This is a genomic window from Glacieibacterium frigidum (assembly GCF_007097155.1).
GTDB lineage: Bacteria > Pseudomonadota > Alphaproteobacteria > Sphingomonadales > Sphingomonadaceae > Glacieibacterium > Glacieibacterium frigidum.
Genome location: NZ_VJWA01000002.1, coordinates 307,624 through 329,967, shown reverse-complemented (window position 1 = coordinate 329,967; position 22,344 = coordinate 307,624). Strand labels below are relative to the sequence as shown.

The 22,344-nt window shown below is 69.3% G+C and carries 16 protein-coding genes and 1 pseudogene; 10 read left to right on the top strand and 7 right to left on the bottom strand.

All coding sequences use genetic code 11. The annotated features are described in order from the left end of the window. Nucleotides 1–151: 151 nt before the first annotated feature. A complete protein-coding gene (locus FMM06_RS11115; protein WP_144237464.1) occupies nucleotides 152–2,938 on the bottom strand; it encodes a M16 family metallopeptidase in 2,787 nt (928 codons plus the stop codon). 60 nt (nucleotides 2,939–2,998) lie between these two features. Between FMM06_RS11115 and FMM06_RS11110 the strand changes: the two genes are divergently transcribed. Beyond that, entirely contained in the window at nucleotides 2,999–4,612 is a 1,614-nt protein-coding gene (locus FMM06_RS11110; protein ID WP_144237463.1) for a M28 family peptidase, read from the top strand. Nucleotides 4,613–4,748: 136 nt separating this feature from the next. Here the strand turns inward: FMM06_RS11110 and FMM06_RS11105 are convergent, their stop codons facing one another. Next, the gene (locus FMM06_RS11105) at nucleotides 4,749–6,341 is read right to left on the bottom strand and encodes an isocitrate lyase (protein ID WP_144237462.1); all 1,593 of its coding nucleotides are present in this window, start codon (nucleotides 6,339–6,341) and stop codon (nucleotides 4,749–4,751) included. 194 nt (nucleotides 6,342–6,535) lie between these two features. Here FMM06_RS11105 and FMM06_RS11100 point away from each other — a divergent pair, with 194 nt between their 5' ends. Further along, nucleotides 6,536–7,915 carry a helix-turn-helix domain-containing protein gene (locus FMM06_RS11100; protein ID WP_144237461.1) on the top strand — a complete coding sequence of 460 codons (1,380 nt, stop codon included), beginning with the start codon at nucleotides 6,536–6,538 and terminating at the stop codon, nucleotides 7,913–7,915. Next, nucleotides 7,912–9,498 carry a malate synthase A gene (gene aceB / locus FMM06_RS11095; protein ID WP_144237460.1) on the top strand — a complete coding sequence of 529 codons (1,587 nt, stop codon included), beginning with the start codon at nucleotides 7,912–7,914 and terminating at the stop codon, nucleotides 9,496–9,498. The genes FMM06_RS11100 and aceB overlap by 4 nt, the downstream gene beginning before the upstream one ends. A gap of 12 nt (nucleotides 9,499–9,510) precedes the next feature. On the opposite strand, the gene FMM06_RS11090 is transcribed toward aceB, so the two are convergent. Together FMM06_RS11090 and FMM06_RS11085 are read right to left on the bottom strand one after the other, a co-directional pair. Then, entirely contained in the window at nucleotides 9,511–11,103 is a 1,593-nt protein-coding gene (locus FMM06_RS11090; protein ID WP_144237459.1) for a phosphoenolpyruvate carboxykinase, read from the bottom strand. A gap of 308 nt (nucleotides 11,104–11,411) precedes the next feature. Then, nucleotides 11,412–11,915, bottom strand: a complete 504-nt coding sequence (locus FMM06_RS11085; protein WP_144237458.1) for a DUF4142 domain-containing protein — start codon at nucleotides 11,913–11,915, stop codon at nucleotides 11,412–11,414. Nucleotides 11,916–12,017: 102 nt separating this feature from the next. Here FMM06_RS11085 and FMM06_RS11080 point away from each other — a divergent pair, with 102 nt between their 5' ends. The 6 genes and pseudogenes from FMM06_RS11080 (at nucleotide 12,018) to FMM06_RS11060 (ending at nucleotide 16,288) form a co-directional block, all read left to right on the top strand. After that, on the top strand, nucleotides 12,018–12,728 hold the full coding sequence (locus tag FMM06_RS11080; protein WP_144237457.1) for a response regulator transcription factor: 711 nt from the start codon (nucleotides 12,018–12,020) through the stop codon (nucleotides 12,726–12,728). Further along, nucleotides 12,697–14,253, top strand: coding sequence for a sensor histidine kinase (locus FMM06_RS11075; RefSeq protein ID WP_144237456.1), 1,557 nt, complete (start codon nucleotides 12,697–12,699; stop codon nucleotides 14,251–14,253). Before FMM06_RS11080 ends, FMM06_RS11075 begins: the two co-directional genes overlap by 32 nt. Further along, nucleotides 14,250–14,465, top strand: a pseudogene (locus FMM06_RS17375) (HPr kinase/phosphorylase); the annotation flags it as partial. The gene FMM06_RS11075 and the pseudogene FMM06_RS17375, both read left to right, overlap by 4 nt. A 210-nt stretch (nucleotides 14,466–14,675) precedes the next feature. Then, nucleotides 14,676–15,617, top strand: coding sequence for an RNase adapter RapZ (rapZ, locus tag FMM06_RS11070; RefSeq protein ID WP_235889367.1), 942 nt, complete (start codon nucleotides 14,676–14,678; stop codon nucleotides 15,615–15,617). After that, nucleotides 15,614–16,018, top strand: coding sequence for a PTS sugar transporter subunit IIA (locus FMM06_RS11065; RefSeq protein WP_144237455.1), 405 nt, complete (start codon nucleotides 15,614–15,616; stop codon nucleotides 16,016–16,018). Before rapZ ends, FMM06_RS11065 begins: the two co-directional genes overlap by 4 nt. Next, nucleotides 16,019–16,288 (top strand): HPr family phosphocarrier protein, encoded by a 270-nt coding sequence (locus tag FMM06_RS11060; RefSeq protein ID WP_144237454.1) that lies wholly within the window; start codon nucleotides 16,019–16,021, stop codon nucleotides 16,286–16,288. A gap of 304 nt (nucleotides 16,289–16,592) precedes the next feature. On the opposite strand, the gene pdeM is transcribed toward FMM06_RS11060, so the two are convergent. Continuing rightward, nucleotides 16,593–17,258: a ligase-associated DNA damage response endonuclease PdeM gene (gene pdeM / locus FMM06_RS11055; protein ID WP_144237453.1), complete on the bottom strand. Its 666-nt coding sequence runs from the start codon at nucleotides 17,256–17,258 to the stop codon at nucleotides 16,593–16,595. Nucleotides 17,259–17,583: 325 nt separating this feature from the next. Here pdeM and FMM06_RS11050 point away from each other — a divergent pair, with 325 nt between their 5' ends. Beyond that, nucleotides 17,584–17,838, top strand: coding sequence for a PEPxxWA-CTERM sorting domain-containing protein (locus FMM06_RS11050; RefSeq protein WP_144237452.1), 255 nt, complete (start codon nucleotides 17,584–17,586; stop codon nucleotides 17,836–17,838). Nucleotides 17,839–17,897: 59 nt separating this feature from the next. On the opposite strand, the gene FMM06_RS11045 is transcribed toward FMM06_RS11050, so the two are convergent. Together FMM06_RS11045 and FMM06_RS11040 are read right to left on the bottom strand one after the other, a co-directional pair. Next, nucleotides 17,898–19,817 (bottom strand): alpha/beta hydrolase family protein, encoded by a 1,920-nt coding sequence (locus FMM06_RS11045; RefSeq protein ID WP_235889284.1) that lies wholly within the window; start codon nucleotides 19,815–19,817, stop codon nucleotides 17,898–17,900. Nucleotides 19,818–19,870: 53 nt separating this feature from the next. After that, entirely contained in the window at nucleotides 19,871–22,303 is a 2,433-nt protein-coding gene (locus FMM06_RS11040) for a ligase-associated DNA damage response DEXH box helicase (RefSeq protein ID WP_144237451.1), read from the bottom strand. Nucleotides 22,304–22,344 lie beyond the last annotated feature (41 nt).

The following is a 22,344-nucleotide window of genomic DNA, read 5'->3' as shown; positions in this document are numbered from 1 at the left end:
CCCGCGAAGGCGGGGACCCAAGGTCACCGAGTTCTGTGACTTTGGGTCCCCGCCTACGCGGGGATGACGACTTCAGGAGTCGAGCAACTGCTCAGCAAGCGTCAACGCGCCTCACCACCGTCAAATTCGCTTACTTGTTCATCTTCGCAGCTCAGCGCACCTCGACCGGTAGCCCCAGCTTGCGCAGCTGCGGCTCGACCAATTTCCGGTCGCCGACCACCACCCAGATGATCCGGTCGGGCTGCACCGCGGCGGCGGCGGCGGCGTTGATGTCGCGCGCGCCCAGCTTGCGGTATCGCCCCGACAGGGTCGTGTAGAAGTCGTCGGGTCGGCCCAGCAGCGCATTGCGCTCGAGCGCCGACAGCAGCGTATCGCCGCCCTCGAAGTCGCCGGGCAGGGTGCGGATGCTGTTCTCGGTCGCTGCCTTGACCTCGGCGGCGTCGATCTTCCGGTCGCCCTTCGCCTTCGCCAGGATGTCGCGGATCGCCGCGATGCTGTCGCCCGTGCGGTCGGTCTGCACGGGCGCCACCACCTGGAACGACACCTGCTCGCGCGCGTCGCCGATCGACGATCCGACGCCGTACGCCCACGCCTTGGTCTCGCGCAGATCGGTGTTGAGACGCGAGGTCGATAGCCCGCCGACGATGTCGTTGCCGATACGCAGTGCCAGCAGGTCGTCGGTGCCCTTGACCGGCAGCACGACGCCGCCGCGGATCAGCGACTGTGGCGCCCCCGGGCGGTCGATCAGGATGATCCGCCCGGCGGCCGGCGGCGCGACGGTCGGGAAGGTCTTGCTAACCGGCGGCACGGTGGGCGCACGCCAGTCGCCGAAGCGCGCTTCCAGCAGCGGGCGCAGCTCGGCCATCGTCGTGTCGCCGACCACGAAGATCTCGCCGGTATCGGGGCGGATGGTGCGGGCGTGGGCGGCGACCAGATCGGCGCGCGTTACCGCCTTCACCCCCTCGGGCGTCCCCGATCCCAGCGACGCATAAGGGTGCGTCGGCCCCCACAGTAGCGCGGGCAGGGTGCGGCGCGCGATGCCGCCGGGGTCGCTCAGCTCCTGCGCGATGCCCGCCAGCGCCTGGCCGCGAACCCGCTCGAGCTCGGCCGCCGGGAAGGTCGGGCGGCGCACGATGTCGGCGAACAGGTCGAGGCTGGCGGCAAGGTTGGGCTTCAGCGCATCGAGCGTGACGCGCGTGCGGTCGAGCCCCGCGGGCGTGCCAATACCGGCACCCAGCCGCTCCTTGGCGGCGGCGATCTCTACGCCTGTGCGCTTGCCCGCGCCTTCGTCGAGCAGCCCGAGCATCAGCGAGGTCGTGCCTGGCTTGGCGCGGTCGTCCGCGGCGAGGCCGGCGTCGAACGACAGCAGCACGCGGACGACGGGGATGGTCGTGCGGCGCGCCAGCGTGACGCGCATGCCGTTCGACAGCGTCGTGCGCTCGACCGGCGGGAAGACCAGGTCGGGCAGCCCTGCGACCGTCGGCAGCTTCGACCGGTCGACCCCGGGCTGGGTGCTCGCCGCGCGCACCGGCGGGGCGGTGACGCCGACGGGGGCGTCGGCCTTGCCCTCGACCGCCTTGGCGATGTCGCGCGCGGTGCGCGTGCCGGGCAGGACGACGATGCGATGGTCGCCGCGCGCCAGCCAGGTCCGCGCCGCCGCCGCGACGCTCGCGGGGGTGGCGTCGGCGTAGCGCGCCAGCTCGATCTTATAATAGCCGGGATCGTTCATATAGACCGCGCCCTCGGCGAGGCTGACCGCCTTGCCGCCGAAGCCGCCGACCGACTCGAGGCCCCGGATCGTACCCGCCACCGCACGGGTTGCGACGCGCTGCACCTCGTCGGCGGTCGGGCCGGTCTTCAGGAACTGCGCGAACAGCTGGTCGACGCGCGCCTCGACCTTCGCCGGGTCGACGCCGGGGGCGACGTCGATGTTGAACTGCGCCCAGCTGACCTTCTCCAGCGCATTGACGCCGCCGCTGACACCGACCGCCAGCCGCTCCTTGCGGACCAGCGCATCGTACAGGCGCGAGGTCTGGCCGCCCGCCAGCACGGTCGCGGCGACATCGACCAGCGGCACCGCAGGGTCGGCACGGCCGGGCAGGACATAGGCGCGGATCAGCCGCGGGTTCGCGACCGCATCGCGCATCGTCTCGCGCGTCGTCGCCGTGCGCTTGGGCACCGGTGCCGCGAAGCGCCGAGGCTCCGGCCCGCGCAGGATATCGCCGAAATACTTGGCGACCAGCGGCCTGGCGGTCGCGACGTCGATGTCGCCCGCCAGCACCAGCACGGCATTGTTGGGGCCATAGTTGGCGCGGAACCAGTTCTTGACGTCGTCCAGCGACGCGGCGTCGAGGTCGGCCATGCTGCCGATCGTATCGTGGCGGTAGGGGTGGCCGGGCGGGAACAGGCCCTCGAGCAGTGCATAATTGACGAGGCCATAGGGCTCGTTGTCGCCCTGCCGCTTCTCATTCTGGACGACGCCGCGCTGGGCATCGAGCTTCTTCTGGTCGACCGCGCCGAGCAGGTGCCCCATGCGGTCGGACTCGAGGAACAGCGCCAGCTCGAGCGCCGGGGTCGGCACGTTCTCGAAATAGTTGGTGCGGTCGAAATAGGTCGTACCGTTGGCGTCGGTCGCGCCGACCTCCTCCAGCTTCTTGAAGAACACGTCGTTGTTGTTCTCCGAGCCATAGTACATCAGGTGCTCGAACAGATGCGCGAAGCCGGTCTTGCCGGCCGGCTCGTCCTTCGACCCGATGTGATACCAGACGCTGACCGCGACCACGGGCGTCTTGCGGTCGGTGTGGACGATGACCCGCAGGCCGTTGTCGAGCGTGAAGCTGTCGTGCGCGATATCGACCTGCCGGACCAGATCGGCCGTCGGCGCGGGCGCGGCGCCGATCAGCAGCAGCGCGAGCAACAGCGCCAGCAGGTTACGCATGTGTTTCCTTCGCGTGGTCCGGACTTCACACGTCCTAGCTGCGCGTCTAGCGTCGCGCCAGTGTCACGCTCCCTCCTCGCCGCCGCCCTGATCGTCGCAGCTCCGGCCTCCGCCGCGGACACCCGCGCGATCGAGGCACACACCCGCTTCCTCAGCGACGACCGGCTCGAAGGGCGTGGCATGGGGGTGCGCGGGCACGAGATCGCCGCCGCCTACATCGCCAGCCAGTTCGCCGCGATCGGCCTGACGCCCGCCGGCACCGACGGCTGGATGCAGCGCATCACCTTCCAGCGCCGCAGCCAGGCGGCCGAGCGCGAGACTTTGACCCTGGCGCGCGGCGCCGAAGCGGTGTTCGTCAACGGCCCCGACCTCGCCGTCGGCCCGGGCACCGCGGCGGGGCCCGAGACCATTCAGGGCAGCCTCGTGTTCGTCGGCTTCGGCCTCGACGCGCCGACGCTGGGCATCGACGACTATGCCGGGCTCGACGTGCGGGGGAAGATCGTGGTCGCGATCTCGGGCGCGCCGCTGGGCCTCGATTCGGAGGTCGGGGCCAGCCTCGCTGCGTCGAAGAGCGAGGCGGCGGCGAAGCGCGGTGCGATCGGGTTGGTGCAGGTGCGAAGCGCCGCCGATGTCGTGCGCCGCCCGTGGGACAAGATCGGACCGGGCGCGCGCCGCCCGGCATTCAACTGGCTCAATCCCGACGGCAGCATCGACCCGTCGGCGACCGCGCTGCGCTTCGCCGCGACCGCCAACGACCGGCTCGCGACTGCGCTGTTCGACGGGGCGCCCACGACCTTCGCGGCGGTGCGCGCCGAGGTGTCGGCGTCGCCGATCGCACGCCCGAAGGGCTTCGCACTGGCGGGTACGCTGCGTCTCGACCGCGCCACTTCGCTCGACCGGATCACCAGTCCCAACGTCATCGGGGTGCTGCCCGGCAGCAAGCCGGTGCTGCGCGACGAGGTCGTGCTGCTGACTGCCCACGCCGACCATCTCGGCATCCGCCCGCACCCGAGCGGCGACACGATCTACAACGGCGCACAGGACAATGCGACCGGCGTCGCGATGCTGATCGAAGCGGCGCGTGATCTCGCGGCGGGCAAGCGCCCGGCACGCTCGGTGATGTTCATCGCCACGACGGGCGAGGAGGTCGGGCTGCAGGGCGCCGATTACTTCGCACGCCACCCGACCGTCGCATTGCCGCGCATCGTGTCAGAGGTCGACCTCGACATGCCGATCCTGACGTGCAGCTTCGGCAGCATCGTGCCCTACGGCGCGTCGCACTCGACGATGGGCCGCGACGTCGCGGCGGTCGCGGCGAAGATGGGCGTCAAGATCAGCCCCGACCCGCAGCCGATCGAGGCGATCTTCACGCGCTCCGACCATTACCGGCTGGTCCGCGCCGGCATCCCCGCGCTGTTCATCAAGACCGGGCCTTTGGATGACCGCGGCGGCAACGGCTGCGGCGCCGCCGACAAGGCGTTCCGCGCGACCCAGTATCACGAGCCGTCGGACGACATGTCGCTGCCCTTCGACTGGCAGGCGGCAGCGCGCTTCACCGACCTCAATGTCGCGCTGACGCGGCGGATCGCCGACGCGAAGCACCGGCCGCGCTGGTATGCGGGGGACTTCTTCGGGGAGACTTTTGCGCCGGGGGTGGCGAAGGCGATGAAGTAGGGGCATCGCGGCAAAGCCGCGCCATCGGACGGCACCGGGCGTGCGCCGCCCGGGCCGCCGGCCGGCCTTGCGCGAGTCCGCGCCTAGCTCACGAACGCTCGCGCGCTCGCTACGCTAGGCGCGGCCGCGCAGCGGCCTACGCCGCGAACTGGTTCATCGTATTATGCGCGCCACCGGCCTTCAGCGCCGCCTCGCCCGCGAAATACTCCTTGTGGTCGTCGCCCAGGTCGGAGCCCGACATGTTCTGGTGGCGGACGCACGCAATGCCCTGGCGGATCTCGGCGCGCTGGACGTTCTTGACGTACCCCAGCATCCCCGCGTCGCCGAAATACTCCTTCGCCAGATTGTCGGTCGACAGCGCGGCAGTGTGGTAGGTCGGCAGCGTGATCAGGTGGTGGAAGATGCCCGCGCGCTTGGCGGCATCGGCCTGGAAGGTGCGGATGCGCTCGTCCGCCTCGGCGCCAAGGTCGGTGCCGTCGTAATCGACGCTCATCAGCCGCGCGCGGTCATACGCCGACACGTCCTTGCCCTCGGCGGCCCAGGCATCGAACACCTGCTGGCGGAAGTTGAGCGTCCAGTTGAACGACGGCGAGTTGTTGTAGACCAGCTTGGCGTTTGGCACGACCTCGCGGATGCGGTCGACCATGCTGGCGATCTGCTCGATGTGCGGCTTCTCGGTCTCGATCCACAGCAGGTCGGCGCCGTTCTGCAGCGACACGATGCAGTCGAGCACGCAGCGATCGGCGCCTGTGCCCTCGCGGAACTGGAACAGGTTCGACGGCAGGCGCTTGGGCCGCAGCAGCTTGCCGTCGCGGTTCAGGATGACGTCGCCGTTCCGCGCCGTGGCGGGGTCGATCTCCTCGCAGTCGAGGAAGCTGTTGTACTGGTCGCCGATGTCGCCGGGCGTCTTGGACACCGCGATCTGCTTGGTCAGGCCGGCGCCGAGCGAGTCGGTGCGCGTCACGATGATCCCGTCCTCGACCCCGAGCTCGAGGAAGGCGTAGCGGCAGGCGCGGACCTTCGCGAGGAAGTCCTCGTGCGGCACGGTGACCTTGCCGTCCTGGTGGCCGCACTGCTTCTCGTCGCTGACCTGGTTCTCGATCTGCAGCGCACAGGCGCCCGCCTCGATCATCTTGCGGGCGAGGAGGTACGTGGCCTCAGCATTGCCGAAGCCCGCGTCAATGTCGGCGATGACCGGCACGACGTGCGTCTGGTACTTGTCGACGGCGGCCAGCAGTTCCTTCTCACGCAGCGCGTTGCCGCTGGCACGAGCAGCGTCGAGCTCGCGGAACATGCCGCCCAGCTCGCGCGCATCGGCCTGGCGCAGAAAGGTGTACAGCTCCTCGATCAGCGCGGGCACGCTGGTCTTCTCGTGCATCGACTGGTCGGGCAGCGGCCCGAATTCGGAGCGCAGCGCCGCAACCATCCAACCCGACAGGTAAAGGTAGCGGCCTTTGGTGGTGCCGAAATGCTTCTTGATGGAGATCAATTTCTGCTGACCGATGAAGCCGTGCCAGCAGCCGAGCGATTGGGTGTAGTCGGCCGGATCGGCGTCGTAGGCGGCCATGTCGGCGCGCATGATCTTCGCGGTGTAGCGCGCGATGTCGAGGCCGGTCTGGAAGCGGTTCTGCAGGCGCATGCGCGCCACGGCTTCGGCACCGATGCCGTCCCACGTGCCGTCCTTGCTCGCGATGAGGTCGCCGACGGCGGCGATATGATCCTGATACATGGGTGACCCCTTTGACCGGTCTTTACAATGATGCGGCGGGGGACTGTTTAGCCTCTCCCGCCGATCCTCCCCCAAACCATTGGTGCGCCTGTGCGCCGGGCGGTGGCGCGGGTCAATCGCGCGCTTGTCGAAATCGTGTCACGATGTGTAGAACCGTCATCTGAATCTTGTAGGATTGTCGAAATCTTTACATCGTGACCGCCGACCGCAAACTCTTCGCCGGCGCCCGCCTGCGCCGCCTGCGCCTGGCCCAGGGCGTCACCCAGACGCGCATGGCCGCCGACCTCGGCGTGTCGGTCAGCTACCTCAACCTGATCGAGCGCAACCAGCGTCCGCTGACCGCGGCCTTCCTGCTCAAGCTGGCTGCGACGTACAACCTCGATCTCCGCCAGCTGACCGGCGACGACGGCGATGCGGTCGCCGCCGAGCTGGCGCGCGTCTTTGCCGAGCCGGCGCTGGCGGGCATCGAAGTCGGCCGCGCCGAACTCGCCGAGGTCGCGGCCGCGGCACCGGGTGTCGCGCAGGCGCTGCTGCGCCTTCACGCCGCGCTCGGCGGCGCCCCGGCGGCGGCGGGTCCGATCGAGGCGGTCACCGAGTTCCTCCTCGACCGCCGCAATCACTTCCCCGAACTAGATGCGGCTTGCGAAGCGCTTGCCGATGAACTGCGGCTGGCGTCGGGCGATACGGCGGCAGCGATCGCCGACCGGCTGCGCGTCCGCCACGGCTTGACGGTCCGCATCCTGCCCGTGCGAACAATGCCAGACCTGCTGCGCCGCCTCGACCTGCACGCGCGCCAACTGCAGTTGTCCGAGCTTCTCGACGCCGCCTCGCGCACCTTCGCGGTCGCGGGGCAGCTCGCGAGCCTCGAACTGCGCGGCGCGATCGATAGCGTCGCGGAGGGCAGCGGAGTGACCGAGCCCGCGACCCGCGCGCTGATCGTCCAAAGCCTCGTCAACTATGCCGCCGCCGCGATCATGATGCCCTACGCGCGCTTCCACGCGGCATGCGAGGCGCTCGGCTATGACGTCGAGCTGCTCCAGGCGCGCTTCGGCGCGGGGTTCGAGCAGGTCGCGCACCGGCTGACGACGCTGCAGCGCCCGGGCCTGCGCGGCGTGCCCTTCTTCATGCTGCGCGTCGACCGCGCGGGCAATGTGTCGAAGCGTTTCAGCGGCGCGCGCTCGACCCTCGCGGCGCGGGGTGGCGGCTGCCCGCTGTGGACGCTGCACGCAGCATTCGACCGGCCGGGCGTCATCCAGCGCCAGCTTGTCGAGACCGAGGATGGAGCTGCGTACCTGACCGTGACGCGCACGGTGCGAACCTATGCGATGCCCTTCGGCCAGGCGCGGCCAGAGTTTGCCTGCCTGATTGGCTGCGAGGCGGCGCACGCCCGGCCGCTGGTCTATGCCAGCGGCCTCGACCTCGAACGTACGGCAGCGACGCCGATCGGCCTGGGTTGCGCATCGTGCCGCCGCACGGCATGTCGCCAGCGCAGCCTGCCGCCGCGCGGGACACGCCTCGTCATCGATGCGGCGACGCGCGGCATCACCCCGTTCCGATTCGGAGAACAGCCATGAGCGTCGACGGCGTCCAGATCACCGGCACGATGAAGCCCGGTTTCGAAACCATCCTGACCGACCCCGCGCTGCTGTTCGTCGCCAATCTGCACCGGCTGTACGAGCCGACGCGCCAGGCGCTGCTGCGCGCCCGCGACCATCGGCAGAACTACTATGACGCCAACGGCATCGACTTCGCGCCCGAGACGTCGAGCGTCCGCGATGGCGACTGGAAGATCACCGGCTCGCCCGCCGACCTGCAGGACCGCCGCGTCGAGATCACCGGTCCCGTCGACCGCAAGATGGTCATCAACGCGCTCAATTCGGGCGCCAAGTGCTTCATGGCGTGCTTCGAGGATGCCTCGACCCCGGCGTGGGAGATCATGGTCGACGGCCAGGTCAACCTGCGTGACGCGGTGGCGGGCACGATCACACTGGAGGACAGGGGCAAGTCCTACGCACTGAAGGCCGACCCCGCGGTGCTGATCGCGCGCCCGCGCGGCTGGCACCTGCCCGAGGCGCACATGATCGTCGATGGCGAGCCGGTGTCGGGGGCGCTGTTCGATTTCGGCCTGTATTTCTTCCACAATGCCCGCGCGCTGGTGGCGAAGGGGTCGGGGCCGTATTTCTATCTGCCCAAGCTCGAGCATTATCTCGAGGCGCGACTGTGGAACAACGTCTTCGTTTATGCCCAGTCGGTGATGGGGCTGCCGCTCGGCACGATCAAGGCGACGGTGCTGATCGAGACGCTGCCCGGCGCGTTCATGGCGGACGAGATCTTGTACGAGCTGCGCGACCACATCGCGGCGCTCAACTGCGGGCGCTGGGACTATATCTTCAGCTACATCAAGACCTTCCGGAAGTCGGCGGCGCACGTCCTGCCCGACCGCGCGGCGGTCAATATGGGCGTGCCGTTCATGCAGGCCTATGCGCTGCACGTCATCCGCACCTGCCACAAGCGCGGCGCGCACGCGATGGGCGGCATGAGCGCCTTCATCCCGGTCAAGGGCGACGAGGCCGCCAACGACAAGGCCTTCGCCGCAGTGCGCGCCGACAAGCAGCGCGAGGCGGACTTCGGCCATGACGGGACGTGGGTCGCGCATCCGGGCCTCGTACCGGTCGCGCTCGAGGTGTTCGACAAGGTCATGCCCGGCCCGAACCAGCTGTCGGTGATGCCCGCCGGCACGGTGAAGCCGGAGGAACTGACCGCCGCACCGCCGGGGCCGAAGTCGCTCGCCGGTCTGACCAACAACGTCAATGTCGGCATCGGCTATATTGCGTCGTGGCTGCGCGGCGTCGGTGCGGCGCCCCTGCACAACATGATGGAGGACGCCGCTACCGCCGAGATCAGCCGCACCCAGCTATGGCAGTGGCGCACGACCGGCGCGACGCTCGACACCGGCGAAGCGGTCGACGCAGCGCTGATCGAGCGAGTCACCGCCGAGCAGCTCGACGAATGGAAAGCAGCAGTCGGCGACAATTTCTACGCCGCCGGCAAGTACGAGGAAGCGGCCCAGATCTTCTCGACGCTGGTGCTGGCCGATGAGCTCGAGCCGTTCCTGACGCTGCCCGCCTACGCGCATTACTTCGCGAAGGCGGCCTAGCCGCGGGTAGCGTCAGGCGGCCTTCGGGGCCGCCTCGCGCACGCCCGCGTCGACGTGATCCTCGAACTGCTCGAAGTTCGCGACGAACATGCCGACCAGCGCTTTCGCCTTGGCGTCGTACTCGGCGCCGTCGGCCCAGGTCGAGCGCGGGTCGAGGATCTGGCTGTCGACCCCGGCACACGCGGTCGGCACGCGGAAGCCGAAGTTGGGGTCGGTGCGCATCGGGGACTTGGCGAGGCTGCCATCGAGCGCGGCGTTGAGCAGTGCGCGGGTCACCCGGATCGGCATGCGCTTGCCGACGCCATAGATGCCGCCGGTCCAGCCGGTGTTGACCAGCCAGACGTTGACGCCGCCCTTGGCGATGCGCTCCTTGAGCAGGTTGCCGTAGACCGACGGGTGGCGCGGCATGAACGGCGCGCCGAAGCACGTCGAGAAGGTCGCATCGGGCTCGGTGACGCCCATTTCGGTGCCCGCGACGCGCGCGGTATAGCCGCTGAGGAAGTGGTACATCGCCTGCGCCGGGGTGAGCTCGGCAATAGGCGGCAGGATGCCGAAGGCGTCGGCGGTCAGCATGATGATCGTGCTCGGCACCGGCCCCAAATTGTCGCGGCTGGCGTTCGGGATGAAGTCGATCGGGTAGGAGGCGCGGCTGTTCTCGGCCAGCGTCGCGTCGTCGAGGTCGATCTCGCGCGTCACGGGGTCGATCACGACATTCTCGAGCACCGTGCCGAAACGCTGCGTCGTCGCGTAGATCTCGGGCTCGGCCTCGGCCGACAGGCGGATGACCTTGGCGTAGCAGCCGCCCTCGAAATTGAACACCGCGGTATCCGACCAGCCATGCTCGTCGTCGCCGATCAGCGTGCGGCTGGCGTCGGCGCTGAGCGTCGTCTTGCCGGTGCCGCTGAGGCCGAAGAACACTGCTGTGTCACCGTTCGGGCCGATGTTCGCCGAGCAGTGCATCGGCATGACGCCCTTCAGCGGCAGCAGGTAGTTGAGGATCGAGAAGACGCTCTTCTTCATCTCGCCAGCGTAGCGCGTACCGCCGATGAGGATCGTCTTGCCTTCGAAATCGACCGCGACGATCGTCTTGGAGCGGCAGCCGTGGCGTTCGGGCGAAGCCTCGAAGCTCGGCAGGTCGACGATCGTGAACTCGGGCAGGAAGTCCGCCAGGTCGGCGGCGTCGGGGCGCACCAGCAGCGTGCGGATGAACAGCGAGTGCCACGCCAGTTCGGTGATCACGCGGACCTGGACGCGATGTTCGGGCTGCGAGCCGCCGAACAGGTCCTGGACGAACAGCGTCTCCTTGGCGGCCAGCGCGGCTGCGAAGTCGGCGCGGATGTTGGCGAACTGCTCAGGGCTGATCGGCTTGTTGGTCTTGCCCCACCAGATCGCCGGGCTCGTCACATCGTCCTGAACGATGAACTTGTCGTTTGCCGACCGCCCGGTCCGGTCACCGGTTTCGACGACGAACGCGCCGTCCTTCGACAGCAATCCCTCGCTGCGCTGCACCGCCATTTCGATCAGCGGCGCGGTGCCGAGGTTCCAGTGCAGCGTGGCGCGAGTCGAGAACCCCTGCGTGTCGAGGCCGTGGCGGGAAGCGGTCAATTCAAGCTCCTGAAAGCAAGGCGGCGGCGATCCATGGACCGCCGCCTGATCGGGTCCGCATACAGCCGGAACAACAGGGCGTCAAAATCGCATCGGGTCAGACTGCTTTGAAAACATGTAAAGATTGAGTAACGGCAGTAATCGAAACGACTTTGCCAAAGATGAATTGCGTCATCGCGGCTGGCTGGAGATCGGACGCGTCTACGGCGCCAAGGCACCATTCGGTGCAAACGCCCGGCGCGCGACTATCCGCCTATCGGTCGCATGGACCTCGGGATTGCCGCGCTCCGGGCATCTAAGCCTGATGGTTACATCGCGCCCATCGACGACTGCATCGACCGGACCTGGTCGAGGTGCGTCTTGACGATCGGCACCGCGCCCGTCGCAACCTGCTTCAGCGCGGGCTTGTCGCCGCCCTGGGAATAGGCGGTGTGGAGCGCCAGCGCCTTCTCGTGCGCCATGACCTGCTGGCGGACGTAGACCTTCTCCATGTCGGCGCCTTTGGCGGCCTTGAGTTCGGCGATCATCTGCGCCTGCTCGGGCATCAGTTTGGGGGCGGGAACCTTGACCTTGTCGGTCTTGGCGGCGGCCTTGACCTGGGCGGTGGTCTTGCCGTGGTCGGCGATCATCATCTGCGCGAAGCCGCGAACCTGCTCGTTCTTGGCGGTCTTGAGGACCATCTGGCTCGACGTCTTCTCGTACAGGTCGCTGGCGCCAGCCATCTTGACGAACTCGGGTGCCTGGGTGGTCTGGGCAGCGAGGGGGGCAGTCGCGAGCATGGCGGTCGCGGCCAAAAGTGTCAGTCTTATCATAGGTTAAGCTCCTGAATTAGTAGGTATTGCCCCAACCCCGAATGGCGGTCCGATGTTCCGATACTTGCCAGCGGATGCGGCACGGGGCATGGCGACAACCGCATGTCCGCCACGATCGCCCTCGTCGACGACGACCGGAATATCCTGACGTCGGTGTCGATCGCGCTGCAGAACGAAGGCTTCGCGGTGCGCCTCTATTCGGACGGCGCGGCGGCGCTGAAGTCGATCGGCGACAGCCCGCCCGATCTCGCGGTGCTCGACATCAAGATGCCGCGTATGGACGGCATGGAGCTGCTGCGGCGGCTGCGTGAGAAAACCGACCTGCCGGTGATCTTCCTGACGTCGAAGGATACCGAGATCGACGAGGCGCTGGGCCTTGCGATGGGGGCCGACGACTATATCGGCAAGCCGTTCAGCCAGCGCCTGCTGATCGAGCGCATCCGCGCCGTGCTGCGCCGCGCCGCGAGCCGCAAAGGTGAGCCTGCGGCGGAGGGCGACGACGCGCCCGGCCCGGCGATCGCGCGCGGGCGGCTGAGCATGGATCCGGCACGCCACCGCGTCGCGTGGAACGGCCACGACATCGCATTGACCGTCACCGAGTTCCTGATCCTCGAGGCGCTGGCGCAGCGGCCGGGCTTCGTGAAGTCGCGCGACCAGCTGATGGACACCGCGTACCAGGACGATGTCTACGTCGACGACCGCACCATCGACAGCCATATCAAGCGCCTGCGCAAGAAGTTTCGCGCCGTCGACGGCGACTTCAAGGGGATCGAGACGCTGTATGGCGTCGGATACCGCTTCAACGAGGCCTGAGCCCGTCGCGCCCCGGGCGGCGCGCTGGTGGTTCAGCCTGGCGCCGCGCATCCTTGCGGTCAACGGCTTCGCGCTGGTCGCGCTGGCGCTGGCGGTCATCTATCTCGACAGCTTTCGCGAGCGGCTGATCGAGCAGCGGCGCGGCGAGCTGCGCACCCAGGTCGCGCTGATCGGCGACCTGATCGCGGCGTCGCCGCCGGCGGCGCAGGCGGCGGTCGCGGCGCGCTACGGCGAGGCCGGTGGCACGCGCCTGCGCCTCTACGATCGCAACGGACGGCTGATCAGCGACAGCTGGACCGCAACGGGGCCGACGTTCGAACTCGTCGACCCCAAGACCGAGCCTTTCAAGCGCGATGTCGCGCGCGCCCTCGACATCGTCATCGAGGGCTTCGGATCAGGGCCCGACCTGGCCGACTATGTCGAGCCGCGCCGCGACAGTGCCGCCGCCTGGCCTGAGGTCCGCGAGGCCTTGCAAGGCCGCGTCGCCGACCGCCTCCGCCGCGCCCCCGACCGCACCGTGATCATCACCACCGCCGCGCCCGCCGGCCCCGGGACCGCGCTGCAGCTGACCTTCGACACGCGCGACATCACCAAGCTGGTGCGGCGCGAGCGCAGCACGTTGGGGCTGGTCTTCCTGGGTGTGCTGGCGCTCAGCCTGGTGTTCTCCAACTTCCTTGCCAACACCATCGTGCGGCCGCTGCGCCTGCTCGCGGCGTCGGCGCAGCGGGTGCGGCTGGGGCGCGCCCGCGAGGTCACCGTGCCGCGCTTCGCCACCCGCCGCGACGAGATCGGCCAGCTGGCGCGCGCGCTGAGCGACATGACCAATGCGCTGCGGGCGCGCATCGACGCCACCGAGGCTTTTGCCGCCGATGTCGCGCACGAGATCAAGAACCCGCTCGCCTCGCTGCGCAGTGCAGTCGATGCGCTCGAAGAGGCACGCAACAAGACCCAGACCGGCCAGCTGCTCGCCGTCATCCGTGACGACGTGGCGCGCATCGCCCGGCTGATCACCGACATCAGCGATGCTAGCCGCCTCGATGCCGAGCTGTCGCGGACGCGGTTCGAGCGCATCGACTTCGGCGAGCTCGCGGGCGGGCTGGTGCGCGCCTACGACACCGCCGGACTGCCGCGCGGCGTCCAGCTTGCCTATGCCCGGCCCGAGGCGGCGACCTGCTTCGTGATGGGGGAGGGCGACCGGCTGGAGCAGGTGGTGCGCAACCTGGTCGACAACGCGATCTCCTTCTCGCCCGACGGTGGGCTCGTGGTGGTCACCGTCGTCCATGCCGAGGATCATGTGCTGCTGCGCGTCGACGACGCGGGGCCGGGCATCCCGCCCGCCAACCGCGACGACGTGTTCCGCCGCTTCTATACCGAGCGGCCCGAGGCCGAGGACTTCGGGCGGCATTCGGGGCTGGGGCTCGCCATCGTCCGCACCATCGTCGAGGCGCACGACGGCCATGTCGAGGTCGACGATGTCGAGAGCGGCGGCGGCGCGCGCTTCCTCGTCCACCTGCCGGCCGCATGATCCGCGTCCATGCCACTGCAGTCGCGCGGGGCCAGCGCGCGGTGCTGCTGCTGGGGCCGCCGGGCAGCGGCAAGTCCGACCTCGCGCTGCGCCTGATCGACCGCGGCTGGACACTGATCGCCGACGATCAGGTCGAGCTGCGCCGCGACGGCAACCGTCTGCTCGCCGCGTGCCCGCCGACGATCGCCGGGATGATCGAGATGCGCGGCGTCGGGCTGGTCACGCGGCGGGCCACGGGCGACGTGCCGGTGGCGCTCGCCTTCGATCTGACCGCGGTGCCCGAACGCCTGCCCGAGCCGCAGGCGCGCGCCATCGGCGGGGTCGCGCTGCCCTGCCTGGCGCTCGCGCCCTTCGAGGCGAGCGCGCCGCTGAAGGTCGAAGCCGCTTTGACGCGGTGGGGAGTCGCGCTAGATACCCCGCCCGTGCCCGCCGAAGCGCCTCCGTCCGTCGACTCCGCCCCCGTGCTGGTGGTCAGCGGTCTGTCGGGTGCGGGCAAGTCGACCGCGCTGCACGCGCTGGAGGACCTGGGGTTCGAGGTCGTCGACAACCTTCCGCTGGCGCTGTTCGACCGGCTGCTCGAGGCTGGGCCCGACACCAAGACCCCGCCGCGCCGCCTGGCACTGGGCATCGATTCGCGCACGCGCGGCTTCGATGCCGACGCGATCGTCGCACGGCTTGCGGCGCTGCGCGAGGAGGGCGTCGACGTCCGCCTGCTGTTCCTCGACTGCGGCAGCGACGACGAGCTGACGCGCCGCTTCTCCGAGACGCGCCGTCGCCACCCCCTCGCGCTCGACCGGCCCGCCGCCGACGGCATCGCCGCCGAGCGCACCCTGCTGGGTCCCTTGCGCCGCTGGGCCGACGTGGTGGTCGACACGTCCGACTTCCGCGCCGCCGACCTGCGGCAGCACATCGCCGACCGCTTTGACGCGGGCGCCGGCCATGCCCCGACGCTGACCATATTGTCGTTCGGTTTCGCGCGCGGCCTGCCGCGCGATGCCGACCTGGTGTTCGACATGCGCTTCCTGAGCAACCCGCACTGGAACCTGGCGCTGCGCCCGCTGACCGGCGAGGACGCTGCGGTCGCCGACCATATCCGCGCCGACCCGGCGTTCCAGCCGGCATTCGACCGCATCGTCGACCTGCTGCTGACCCTGCTTCCCGGCTATGTCCGCGAGGGCAAGGCGTACCTGACGGTGGCGCTCGGCTGCACCGGCGGGCGGCACCGCTCGGTGTTCGTGGCGCGCGGCGTGGCGGAGCGCTTGACGGCGGCGGGCTATGCGCCGCACGTCATCCACCGCGACAAGACCGACGTGATCCTTCCCGCCGTCGAGACCGACCCCCAGCTGGAGCTCGCCACCGCATGATCGGACTTGTGCTGGTCACGCACGGCCGCCTGGCGGTCGAGTTCGTCGCGGCGATGGAGCATGTCGTCGGGCCGCAGGAGCGGATCGTCGCGGTCTGCATCGGCCCCGACGACGATATGGAGGTGCGGCGCGCCGACATCCGCCAGGCGGTGCTCGACGTCGACACCGGCAAGGGCGTCATCCTGCTGACCGACATGTTCGGCGGCACCCCGTCGAACCTCGCGATCTCGCTGATGGGCAGCGGCCCCGTGGAGGTCATCGCCGGCATCAACCTGCCGATGCTGATCCGCCTCGCCAGCGTCCGCAAGACCTGCCCGCTGGGCGAGGCCGTCGTCGCGGCGCAGGAAGCGGGGCGCAAGTATATCTCGGTCGCTTCCAAGATCCTCGGCGAGGCGGCCTGAGTGGCGGGTCCGGTCAACGTCACCATCGTCAACCGCCGCGGGTTGCACGCCCGGGCGAGCGCGCGCTTCGTCACGCTCGCGTCGACCTTCGACGCGGTGGTCACCGTCTGCAAGGACGGGTCGAGCGTCACCGGCACCTCGATCATGGGGCTGATGATGCTCGCCGCCGCGACCGGCGACACGGTCGAGATCGCCGCCACCGGCGCACAGGCCGACGAGGCGCTCGCGGCGCTCGTCACGCTGGTCGAGACCAAGTTCGGCGAGGACTGACCCGCGCGAAGATGAACAAGTAAGCGAATTTGACGGTCGCGAACGCTATTTCGGCTTGTTTTACTTCGTCGATCGGCTCTTCGCGGCTCTTAAGTTCGTCATCCCCGCGAAGGCGGGGACCCAAGGTCACGGCGCGTGGGCGTTGCTCGGTGCCCTATGGTCGCGATTGTGACTTTGGGTCCCCGCCTACGCGGGGATGACGACCCATTTTCGCAAAAAACCTGCTCGCCCTAAATTTACACTAAAGTCACGCCCACCTCACCGGCCAACTATTAACCGATACGGTTCGTAAAGTCAAGCCAGATCAGGCGACCGCGAAGCTGAGCAACCGCTCCGGTGTCGCGACGAGTGCCTGCAGCGGCCGCCCGATGGCGCGGGCGAGTGCCGGGTCACCGACGTCGAGGCCGCCGGTCAGGGCGCCGAACGCCGGCAGCACGATCTTCGTCGGGGTCACCGCGAAGCAGCGCCGCGCGATGCCGCGGCCGCGCACCGTAAGCCGCAGCTTGGGGTGGTAGTGCCCCGAAATCTCGGGCGTCGGGTCGTGCGGGATCGCCTCGTGGCGCAGCGCGATGCCCTGCACGTGGCATTCGGCCATCACCCGCCCGCCGAGCGACCGCGCCGCCTCGTGGTCGTGGTTGCCGGTGATCCACACCCAGTCGAGCCCGCGCGTCAGCTGCATCAGCGCGGCACGCGGACCGTCCCCCAGCCGCGCCGGCCCGCCCGCATCGTGGAAGCTGTCGCCAAGGCACCAGACCCGCGCCGCGCCCGACGCCTCGATCGAGTCGATCAGGCAGTTGAGCGTGTCGACGCTGTCGTAGGGGGGCAGGAACTGCTGCCGCGTCGCGTACCAGCTCGCCTTCTCGAAGTGTAGGTCGGCGACGAGCAGCGCCTGCTGCGCCGCCCAGAACAGCCCGCCGCACGGCATCGGGCGAAAGGTTTCGCCGGCGAACGAAAAGGCAACGGCGGACATGTGCGCGGTATAGCGCGGAGACGGCGCGGGGCAAGGCTTCGCATCGTCACGGGGCCGAAATGTGTCGGAATATTTTACAGATCGCATGACCGTAACTGCCCGTAACGAACTGCTGCGGTCTGGCACGGCTGTTGCATCGGATTTTCAGAGGGCGATCGCCGCCGTTGCGTCATAAGGATCTTCAGATGCGTATGCTGCCCCGTCTCGCGAGCGTTCTGGTGCTTGCCACCACGGCTACTTTCGGCATCGCCGCACCGGCACCGTCCTCGGTCGCGTCTACAATGTCTCGCTCGACTATACCGTCAACGGCGCCGGCAGCGCCGACGTGAGCGTCAACGGTGGATCGATCGGCGGTGTCGTCGGCACCGGTGCATGGCAGACCTTCACGACCAGCTTCGTCGGCACAGGCAGCGCCGTGACCTTCGCGATTACCGCGACGGGCGGCGGCAACAGCGGCGGCGTCGTCCTCGACAACATCTCGGTCACCGCGGTCCCGGAGCCGGCGACCTGGGGCCTGATGATCGCCGGTTTCGGTATGGTCGGCTTCACCGCCCGCCGCCGCGCCGCGCTCGCCGCCTAAGAATTCGTCACAACAGCGCCGTCGGACGTTACGGTCCGGCGGCGTTTTGCTGTCCGGTATTAGGCCGGATTGTGCACCTTCAGAAACGCCTCCATCGCCTCCAAAAACTGCAGCCGGTCCTCGGCGCGGCTGAAATGATGGTCGGCGAGTGGCTGCTCGATGTAGGTCACGTCCTTGCCCAGTTTCCGGAGGCGGCTCGCCATCGCCCGCGACTGGTCGACCGGCACGCGCTTGTCGAGCTTGCCGTGGACGAGCAGCAGGGGCAGCGATACCTGTTCGGGATAGTTGAGCGGGGACACGAGCCGCAGGTCGGGCGCCTGGCGCGCCAGCCAGTCGGACCTGACCCCGCCCAGCAGGAACTGGCTGTCATAGCGGCGCAGGCGGGGCAGGTCGGAGACGCCGGCGTAGGAGACCGCGCACCGGTACGGCTTGCCGCCGCGCTGGGCGGCGCGCATCGCCGCATAGCCGCCGTACGAGGCGCCGACGATGCACGCGCGTGCCGCATCGGCAACGCCTTCGCGTCCCGCCCAGGCGACGGCGTCGTCGAGGTCGTCCTGCATGGCGAGGCCCCACTGCCCCTCGCCAAGCTGCGTGAACGCCGTGCCGAAACCCGAAGAGCCGCGATAGTTCGGCTGGATGACGACATAGCCGCGGTCGGCGAGGAACTGCGCCCACCAGTCCCAGCCCTCGGTGTCGCGCGCGAACGGGCCGCCGTGCGGCATGACGATCAGTGGCGCCCTGGCCGGCTTGCCGACGGGCTCGGTCACCACCGCGCTGATCGAGACGCCGTCGCGTGCGGTGTAGCGGACGGTGCGGACCGGGTGCAGCGGCTTCTTGAACTTCATCGCAACATGACCGATCGGCCGCATCACCCCCTCGCCGCGGTCCATGGCGTAATAGCGCCCCGGCTCGGCAGGCGTGCCGACGTGGATGATCAGGCGCTGCTGGTTGCGGCTCATCGAGATGACGGTGGCGTGCCGCCCCGCGCCGACCGACTTGTCGACCTCGGCCTGCAGGGTGGCGAGGTCGGGGTCGGTCCAGCGGATCTCGGGACGCGTCGTCTCGACGGCGACGCCCAGCAGCCTGGCCTCGCCGCGCGCGACGGTCACCCTCGCCAGGTCATAGTCCGGCACGCCGATCACCGGCTTGCCGAGCGTCTGGGTGGTCAGGTCGAATTCGTAGAGGGTGGTGAAGCCCTTGTCGTCGTCGTGAAAGGCGAGCGCCTTGCCGGGTTCGGGCAGGAACAGCGCCGGCGCGGTCAGCGTCGTCCGCTTGCGCGTGTCGGCGCGGTCGATGGTGCGGAACCCCTCGCTGGGCTGGGCGCGGTACAACAGGCGCGACGAGCGCCCGTCGGCGAGATAGCCGATGCCCATGCGCACGACGCCCTGCGGATCGGCGAACCAGTTGGAGACGCCGTTGACCGGCCGCACGACGGTGCGCTGCGTGCCCTTGGCAAGGTCGAACTCGACCACCGACGGGTAGAAGCCGGGGTCGTCGAAGTAGATCGACTGCTGCGCCGCGAGCAGCAGCCGCGGCGTCTCGCCGGTCGCGGTCGACGTCCACAGCACGTCGTCGGCGTTCTGGCCGGTGCCGCCGCGAGGTTCGAGCATGCGGATCGTCTTGGTATCGGCACTGACCGCGACGGCGCGGCGGAAGTACCAGTCCTCGCTCGCGATCGGCTTGGTATCGCCGACTCCGACGACCAGCCAGTTGTCGTCGACCCAGCGCCACCAGTTGAGGTCGAGGCTGCCGACTCTCGACAAGCGCGGCGCACTGCCGTCGAGCGGCACCACCGCGAAGATGAATTCCCCTTTGACCGCGAGCTTGGCGGCATAATTCTTGCCGTCGGGCGACAGCACCGGCCCTTCGATGAACGGTAGTTCGGCGAAATCGGCGGCCGGCCGGGGTGCGGCGGCGGCCGGGGCGGACGCGACCGCGGCGAGCAGCCACGCCAAGATCCGCCAGCGCGATGCGAACACGATGATCCCCCGAATGCCCCGGACGCGAGCGTATCAGCGACGCCCGGGCCCGGCTAGCCGGGTAGCAGCGCCATCTCCGCAGGCAGCGGCATCGCCTCCGCCGCCAGTGCGCTCGCCTCGAGCAGCAGTGCATCGTCGGCGCGGCCGAAAACCCGCTCGCGCCCCGCCTCGAGCAGCACCGGGACCGCGAGCGGCGACACGCGGTCGAGCGACATGTGGACCATGCTCGCCTGCGCGCGGTCGAGCAGGCCGGCGAGGCGCTCGACCTCGGTCAGTTTCGAACGCGCGTCGGTCCAGGCGGCGGTGAGGAGCAGGTGGTCGGGCTCGTGGCGGCGCAGCACGTCGTAGATCAGGTCGCTGGAGAAGGTGACCTGCTTGCCGGTCTTGTGCTGTCCCGGCTGCTGCCGGTCGATCAGGCCGGCGATGATCGCGACCTCGCGGAAGGCGCGGCGGAGGAAGGGCGACGCGGCGATCCATTCGGCGAGTTCCTCCTCGAAGATGTCGGGGGAGAACAAAGGCTTCGGGTCGCGGACTTCGCGCAGGGACCAGACCGCGACCATGTAGTCGCTGCCGACGAAACCGAGCGGCTCCAACCCCGCCGCCTCCATGCGCTGGGTCAGCAGCATGCCGAGCGTCTGGTGCGCGTTGCGGCCTTCGAAGCCGTAGGCGACCATGTACCAGCGGCCTTCGCGGAAGAAGGTCTCGACGAGCAGATCGTCGAGCCCGGGAAGCGCCGAGCGGACGCGCTGCCAGTCGAGCCATTCGTGAACGTCGTCGGGCATGCCGCCCCAGCGATGCGGCGCGTTGAACAGTTCGCGGACCCGGCGCGCGAGGTTGGTCGACAGCGGCATCCGCCCGCCGACATAGGTCGGCACCCGCGGGTCGCCGCGCGACAGCTTGACGTGCATGTCGGGGCCGTCCAACCCCGTCACCGCGATCACCTGGCCGGCGAACATGAAGCTGTCGCCAATGCGCAGCTGCGACGCGAACCACTCCTCGACCTTGCCGAGCGAGCGTCCGTTGCGCCCGAACTTGACGTTCAAGGCGGCCGCCTCGACGATCGTCCCGGCGTTGAGGCGATGCTGCGCCGACATGCGCGGGTGGGTGACGCGGTACAGCCCGTCGGGCCCTTGCGTCAGGCGCTTGTAGCGGTCGTAGGCGCGCAAGCTGTAGCCGCCGGTGGCGACGAAGCCGATGACGCGGTCGAACTCGGCACGCTTGAGGCCGGCATAGGGCGCGCTCGACCGGATCTCGCGGTACAGTGCGTCGGCGTCGAAGGGGGCGGCACTGGCGCACGCCATGATGTGCTGCGCCAGCACGTCGAGCCCGCCGGGGCGAAAGCGGTCGACGTCGAGCTCGTGCGCCTCGACGGCGTCGCGCGCAGCGAGGCTTTCGAGATATTCGAAGCGGTTGCCGGGCACGACGACGGCGCGGCTGACCTCGTCCATGCGGTGGTTGGCGCGGCCGATGCGCTGGAGCAGGCGCGAGCTGCCCTTCGGCGCGCCCATCTGGACGACGAGATCGACGTCGCCCCAGTCGATTCCGAGGTCGAGGCTGGCGGTCGCGACGATGGCGCGCAGGCGGCCCGACGCCATCGCCGCCTCGACCTTGCGCCGCGCCTCGGGGCTCAATGACCCGTGGTGGATGCCGATCGGCAGCGCGTCGTCGTTCTCCGCCCACAGGTCGCGGAACACCAGCTCGGCGACCGCGCGCGTGTTGACGAAGACGATCGTCAGCCGCGCCGACCCGATGAGCTTGATGACTTCCTTCGCGGCGTAGCGGCCGTTGTGCCCGGCCCAGGGGATGCGTCCCTCGGGCACGAGGATGTCGACATGCGGCTCGGCGCCGGGATCGCCCTGGACGCGGGTCACGCTGTCGGCGTCGGCGTCGGGGGCGAGCCAGCCCTGGTACGCCTCGGGGTCGGCGATGGTGGCGCTGAGGCCCACACGGCGCAGGTCGGGGCACAGCGCTTGCAGCCGCGCCATCGCGAGGTTGAGCTGGTCGCCGCGCTTGGTGGTCGCAAACGCGTGGACCTCGTCGACGATGATCGTGCGCACGCTCGACAGCATGCGCGCGGCGTCGGGGTAGGAGATCAGCAGGCTGAGCGATTCGGGCGTGGTCAGCAGCATCTGCGGCGGGCGCTCGCGCTGGCGGGCCTTGCGATCCGACGGCGTGTCGCCGGTGCGGGTCTCAACGCGGATGTCGAGGCCCATCTCGGCGATCGGGGCGAGCAGGTTGCGCTGCACGTCGACCGCCAGCGCCTTGAGCGGCGAGACATAGAGGGTGTGCAGCCCCTCCTGCGGGGTCTCGATCAGCTCGATCAGGCTGGGCAGGAACCCCGCGAGGGTCTTGCCCGATCCCGTCGGCGCGACGAGCAGCGCGTGGCTGCCCGCGCGCGCGGCGGCGAGCATCTCGAGCTGGTGGCGGCGGACGGCCCAGCCCTTGGCGGCGAACCAGTCGGTGATCTGGGGGGGAAGTGGCGGCACTGCCTCGATATAGTGATGACAAGCGGAAAGATTTAGCTCCG